Source organism: Clostridium sp. (genome assembly GCF_016650095.1).
Lineage (GTDB): Bacteria > Bacillota > Clostridia > Clostridiales > Clostridiaceae > Clostridium_AD.
The window spans coordinates 1-6,551 of sequence record NZ_JAENWL010000206.1; the positions used below are offsets into that span (position 1 = coordinate 1).

The window sequence follows — 6,551 nt, forward strand, 5'->3', positions numbered from 1 at the left end:
ACAATATTTTCTTCTGACTGCTCTTGGATTTTTGTAATATTTCCTTTTGTGAATATTATACTCTTTTGCGCTTCTCCAAAATCCACCTTAACTTTAATTTTCTTTTTTAAATGAACAGCATTATCATAATAACTAATTTCAGTCTTAGTTTTAGATTTTTTAATTTCTAAAGTTATAAATTTATTAATATCGCACGGATTCGTTATTTCTAAAGTACCACCTACCATAGTGTTCATTAAGAAATTAAACCCTTGCCCCTCTTCTCTTCCTAACATGCTAACCATTTTATCATCTTTTATAACCGCTCCACCATTTACTTCTAATCTCGTAGATAAACTATCTTCTGGGATATCAATTATGGAGATTACGCTGGCTTTATCGCCCATATTCCTTTGATTATAAAATTCATTTAAACTTAGTTTTACAGCTCTTGATGAAGCATCGATGTTTTCTACAAGCTGCGTTATAAAGAATCCAATATACTTTTGTTGGAGAATTTTTAACTGAATAAGCTTTTCTGGGTCCCCTATAAATACTGTAATATACGGTCTTATAAGCAATTCTTGATCACGATCTAAAAAATCTATAAAATCCCCAATACCGAATTCTGCTGCCTTTTGAGTAAATATTATAGCCTTATTCTGAGTATAATTTAATTTATAACTAGAAGAAGTATTCAAATCTCTAACAGCTTCAAACATTGTTTTTCCTTTTGCTTTAAATATGATCCTTTCATCAGCTCCTTCAGGTGTTGTTCCTCTTGCTCCCTTAAAAGATTCAACATATATTAAAGGACCACCGTCGCTATCTACATCTATTATCAGGGCCGTAACAAATAAAACATGATTAACATCCCTATAACTAAAACATGATGACATAGTAAAACAATTCATTATTATGCAGCTTATAACTAATATCTTTTTATACTTTTTCATTATAATCATCCTTATCAAAAATACTATTAGATATCTCACTTAGATCTTTTCTATATAATAAATCCTTAAATTTAAATGTTTCTAGTGTACCTAAAGGAAACAAATATGAATATCCACAACTCTCAAGACTAGCCAAATGCGAGATAAAAATAAAAAAACAAATATAAAAACCTGGAAGTCCTAGAACTGAAGAAAACAAAATAATAATTATATTCCATATGGCTAAAGCCCCATAAAGCTTAGGTGCCAAAAATGAAGAAATAGACGAAAGTGCCACAATTACTACAGTGCTTTGAGATGCGAGTCCTACTCCCACTGCAGCGTCACCTAAGATTAAAGCTCCAACAATGCTCATTGACTGACCTATGGACTGTGGTAATCTTATCCCTGCCTCCCTAAGTAGTTGAAAGAAAAAAGTCATTAATAATAACTCTATAACTGTAGGGAGTGGTACCCCTGCCCTGGAAATAGTAAACTTTACAGCAAATACCGTAGGAATAAGCGAAAAATGAAAACAAGCAATAGCCACATATAATCCTGACAATAAGCTAGCTGAAAAAAAGCTAAGCACTCTCATAATTCTAGATAAATTTGCAAAATATCTATTAGAATAATAATCATCAGGAGCTTGAAAATTATCCAGGAAAAAATATGGTGCGGTGATAACAAAAGGAGTTCCATCTACAATTATTGCTATTCTTCCTTCTAAAAGCTTAGATGCCGCCACATCTGGTTTTTCGGTGGTACCTATTGTGTCAAAGGCTGAGTTCTTATTTTTTAAATTTGTCTCAATATAATTCGCATCTAATATAAACTCTAATTTTATTTTAGACACCTTTTTTCTTATATAATCCACAAGTTTCCTTGGCGCCACACCTTCTATATAACATAGGACAACTACTGTGTTAGACTGAGCGCCTAAAATCATGGTTTCAAACTTTAAATTTGAATTCTTTATTTTCCGTCGTAAAAGCGCTACATTATCTACAAACGCTTCTGTAAATCCTTCTCTTGGACCCTTAATAACATTTTCTGTAGGTGGAATACCAACACCCCGCCTAACATACCCTTTTGCCTCACAATAAATTGCTTTATTTGCAAAAGTAAATATAAGTACCAAGTCCCCAGCCAAAATATGTGAGATAGCCTCATCATTACTATTAATATCTCCAATGACATTAGCTGATAATACATCCTTTTTTATGTACTCTAAATCTACAGTCATAGTCTTATTTTCCATTAGAGGCTTAAATATATATTCACTAATAAATTTTGAATCACACATATCATCAATAAATACACTGAATATTACTCCTAATGCGCAATCTATCTCTCGATATTTCACATCGTAGCTATTTTTTAATTTTTCTTTAATATAATCTATGCTTATTTTTTCCTTTTCCTTTTCCATTTTGATCACCCAATTTATTATTTGTAATATTAGAGTTTAATATTCTTCAATTGGGAAATAATACTAATATAAATAAAATTTAATTATTAGGTAGCACCGAATCACAAGAAAGAGGAGGCAGAATGGCAACATGGATAAACTAAATACAAAACATTTAATATTCATAATTTGGGGAACTTCTATTGTAGCAATGAAGACTTATCCCAATGTATTCATTGTAAATGGTGGCAGGGACTCGTGGATTTCCGTTATTATTGCCTCTATTATTTTGTTGCTTTATTTTATTTATATACTTTTTGTTTGTAAGAAAAGAAACTGCTATAATATTAGTGAAATATACCATAGAGCTTTAGGCAAAAAAATGGGAGATATATTTTTGATACTATTTATCATAACTTTAATTATCACCTTAATAGAAAGTTCTTCAGTAGAAGCAAATTCCTTACATGTAAATATGCTTTCAGATACTCCTCCTTGGTTTTTCCTTTTATTTTTAATAATTCCTGCGGTTTATATTACAAAAAGGGGCACTAGGGCAATAACTATAGTTACTATTATCGGTATATGCCTTATTATGGTAGCAGGTACAAACCTAGCAATTCTTACAGCTAAGTATAAAAAACTTAGCTACTTACTTCCTATAATGGCGAATGGCGTCACTCCTTCTTTTATTTTATCTATAATAAAAGCGCTGGGATGCTATGGTAGTATAGCTATTTGCATTCCATTTTTATCTAAAGTAGTTAATAAATCAAAAATTACAAATCATTGCATAATCGCAATACTAATTGTAATACAAATGGAGATTTTTTCAGCGATTGGTATTATAAGTACCTTCGGCGTAGTTAGAGCCTTGAAGATTAACTATCCAAAACTTATACAAACTCAGTTAGTTAGTTATTTCCAGTTTTTAGAATTTGGCGAGTTTTTTGTAATGCTTCAACTAGTAGGTGGATGGTTTATAAAATTTGTATTAGCACTAACTGCGACACTAATTCTATTAAAAAGTCTTTCTTTCTATAATAAATACACGATATACATTATTACTTTATTTGTATTCATAATTTCCTATTTCATTTCTGCCAAAGTATTATTATTATATAAATTTTTAAATATTTACGTCTATTTCTCTGTAGTGTCCTTCATGATAATACCAACAATAATCTTCAGTATATTTTATATTAAAACTAGAAAAAAGACTCGAAATAGCCAGGTCAATAAAATATAAAATGAGAGCTCTCAAGCTCTCATTTTATACATCATATAGTATTTACTTAACATTTCAAAATAAGAGCTTAAAAATTAATTTTTCTTTTTAAAGCTGTAATTAGCGGTAGTGCTAAAACTATCCCTCCTACTACTTGAAGGATGTTAGTAGGTATGTCCTTTAAAGAAATAATTAATGCTTGTTTAATTGCAAATTCTTTAGATATAAACGTTAGTATAATCGCTCCGCCTAAATAATATGCAACAATCATCCAAACACCTGCTACAACAAAGGCAAATATATTATTTGAAGCATTATCTCCATTGTAACCTTTTCTATAGGCAATGGTTCCAGCAATATAGCCCATTACACCTTTAATAACTAAAGTAAAAGGTGCCCACATGGTGTATCCACTTAATAAATCAAATAAACACATACCAACAGCAGAAGATATGGCTGATTTTTTTCTTCCAAATAGTATCGCAGATAGAAAAATCATACTATCTCCTAGATGAAGTACGCCCATAAAAGTGGGTATATGTATAACTGAAGTAGCTATAAACGTAATAGCCGCCATTAAACTTATTTGCACTATGTCAATAGTTTTAATTGATGTTATTCTACTTTCCATATTTTTCCCCCTGCAATTTAATTTTTAATATGTCCTACAACGTTGCTCTAATACTATTATATACGATATTAATTATTTTTCAAATGTATGCATACACTTTTTTTATAAAATAATTCCATATATATTTTGCATATACATCGTGAAAGTAATACATACTATATATAGCATTTACTACTTTAGTTATTAATCATATAATCCACTTTAGTAGTGTGATCTACATTTGTATATTAGTCTGCGTTAGTATGTAAATCTACTAATTTAGATTACGATACCTTAGTAGATTTTTAAATTTCTATTAAATTGATATTTTAATAAATGGAGGTAGCAATATGCCTTTTTTACGTTGGCTAGTCGGGTTCATAGTGTTATTCGGTTTAATAGTCGTACTCCTGAGCATAGGTGGAAGTTTAATTAATATTCTACTATTATTTGCTGCAATTGTATTTGTAGCTGATGTTCGCTCTAGCAAAAGAAGAAATATGTAAAAAACATACTAAAAACGTAGAAAAATCTCTTGAAATTATTTCAAGAGATTTTTCTACGTTTTTATGTTAGGTACATTCAAAAATAACAAGTCAGTATGCTAATCGCTATTTTTACTTACGTCTGATAAAATCAGCCCTTTATTATGTTCTAGTGCCCAACTAATACCCCACTCATTTTGGAATAGTAATAGGTCTCTGTCCTTAAGATCCTTGACTATTCTAGCATCACTCGTCAAGTTAAGTTTTTCTTTATCTATGTTACTATTCTCAATCCATCTTATATATTTAAATGCTAATCTGTCAATTTTAATATCCACATTATATTCATTTTGAAGTCTGAATTCTAATACTTCAAACTGAAGTACTCCTACAACTCCAACTACAATTTGTTCAATCCCTATGTGAAGTTCCTTAAATACTTGAATTGCACCTTCTTGAGCTATTTGAGTTACTCCCTTTATAAATTGCTTTCTCTTCATAGTATCAACAGTTCTCACCCTTGCAAAATGTTCTGGTGCAAAAGTTGGTATCCCTTCAAACTGGAATTTGTTAGAAGATGAGCATATAGTATCTCCTATGCTAAAGATACCTGGATCAAAAACTCCAATAATATCTCCTGCATATGCAGTCTCCACTATCTCTCTCTCTTGAGCTAAAAATTGTTGGGGTTGCGCCAATTTTATTTTATTACCACCCTGCACATGATAAACATCCATTCCTTTTTCAAACTCTCCAGAACAAATTCTCATAAAAGCAATTCTATCCCTGTGAGCTTTATTCATATTAGCTTGAATCTTAAATACAAAAGCAGAAAAATCTTTACTAAAAGCATCGATTTTTCCTATGCTTGAATTTCTTGGTAATGGTGCAGACGTTAATCTTAAAAAGTTATCTAAAAATGGTTCAACTCCAAAATTAGTTGAAGCGCTTCCAAAAAATACTGGAGTAAGCTCTCCATTTGCTACTTTTGCTAAATCAAAATCATCTCCTGCCACATCTAAAAGCTCCATATCTTCCATAAGCTTTTCATATAGTCCTTCGCCAATAAGTTCAATTGCCTTTTCATCATTAACGCTAATTTTTGTCTCTTTAGCTTCTATTTGACCATGCTTTCCATCATCAAAAACAATGATTTCCTTTGTACGCCTATCGTAAACGCCTTTAAAATCTACCCCACAACCTATAGGCCAATTCATTGGATAAGATTTAATTCCAAATTCATTTTCGATCTCATCCATAAGTTCAAATATATCTCTGGTTTCTCTATCCATCTTGTTAATGAAAGTAAAAATAGGTATTTCCCTAATACTACATACATGGAATAGTTTTCTTGTTTGTGCCTCAACCCCTTTTGCACCATCAATAATCATTACTGCACTATCTGCTGCCATAAGGGTTCTATAAGTATCTTCACTAAAGTCTTGGTGACCTGGTGTGTCAAGTATATTTATACAAAAATCATTATAACTAAATTGCATAACTGAAGACGTAACAGATATACCTCTTTGTTTTTCTATTTCCATCCAGTCAGAAACTGCATGTTTAGAAGCTTTTCTAGCTTTGACTGAACCTGCGAGCCTTATTGCGCCCCCATATAATAATAACTTTTCTGTAAGCGTTGTTTTACCAGCATCCGGATGGGAAATTATAGCAAATGTTCTTCTCTTTTGAATCTCTTTTATGTAATCTACCAAGGTTATCTTTCTCCTTTTTTAAGTATTTTAATATGTACTATAAATATATATTCCTACAATCACTCTCTTTACTTCTAGTGATTCTAAAATTTCACGTATCATTTCTTCATACCTATCAATTTTAGCTTTTATGAGCATTTCTGTCAACTAAGCTTGTACTGTAAACCGTATAATAGTATCTGTAAGTA

At 30.9% G+C, this 6,551-nt stretch carries 6 protein-coding genes; 2 read left to right on the forward strand and 4 right to left on the reverse strand.

The annotated features are described in order from the left end of the window. Positions 1-935: Ger(x)C family spore germination protein (locus tag JJE11_RS12135; RefSeq protein ID WP_291635960.1), on the reverse strand; the 935-nt coding region annotated here is incomplete at its 3' end. Continuing rightward, on the reverse strand, positions 922-2,346 hold the full coding sequence (locus JJE11_RS12140) for a spore germination protein (RefSeq protein WP_291635962.1): 1,425 nt from the start codon (positions 2,344-2,346) through the stop codon (positions 922-924). The genes JJE11_RS12140 and JJE11_RS12135, both read right to left, overlap by 14 nt. A 130-nt stretch (positions 2,347-2,476) precedes the next feature. Here JJE11_RS12140 and JJE11_RS12145 point away from each other — a divergent pair, with 130 nt between their 5' ends. Further along, on the forward strand, positions 2,477-3,574 hold the full coding sequence (locus JJE11_RS12145) for an endospore germination permease (protein WP_291635964.1): 1,098 nt from the start codon (positions 2,477-2,479) through the stop codon (positions 3,572-3,574). Between the two features lie 67 nt (positions 3,575-3,641). Here JJE11_RS12145 and JJE11_RS12150 read toward each other — a convergent pair whose 3' ends face one another. After that, positions 3,642-4,184: an ECF transporter S component gene (locus tag JJE11_RS12150; RefSeq protein WP_291635966.1), complete on the reverse strand. Its 543-nt coding sequence runs from the start codon at positions 4,182-4,184 to the stop codon at positions 3,642-3,644. 329 nt (positions 4,185-4,513) lie between these two features. Between JJE11_RS12150 and JJE11_RS12155 the strand changes: the two genes are divergently transcribed. Beyond that, positions 4,514-4,669, forward strand: a complete 156-nt coding sequence (locus tag JJE11_RS12155; protein WP_291635968.1) for a hypothetical protein — start codon at positions 4,514-4,516, stop codon at positions 4,667-4,669. 98 nt (positions 4,670-4,767) lie between these two features. Here the strand turns inward: JJE11_RS12155 and JJE11_RS12160 are convergent, their stop codons facing one another. Next, positions 4,768-6,363 carry a peptide chain release factor 3 gene (locus JJE11_RS12160; RefSeq protein WP_291635969.1) on the reverse strand — a complete coding sequence of 532 codons (1,596 nt, stop codon included), beginning with the start codon at positions 6,361-6,363 and terminating at the stop codon, positions 4,768-4,770. Positions 6,364-6,551 lie beyond the last annotated feature (188 nt).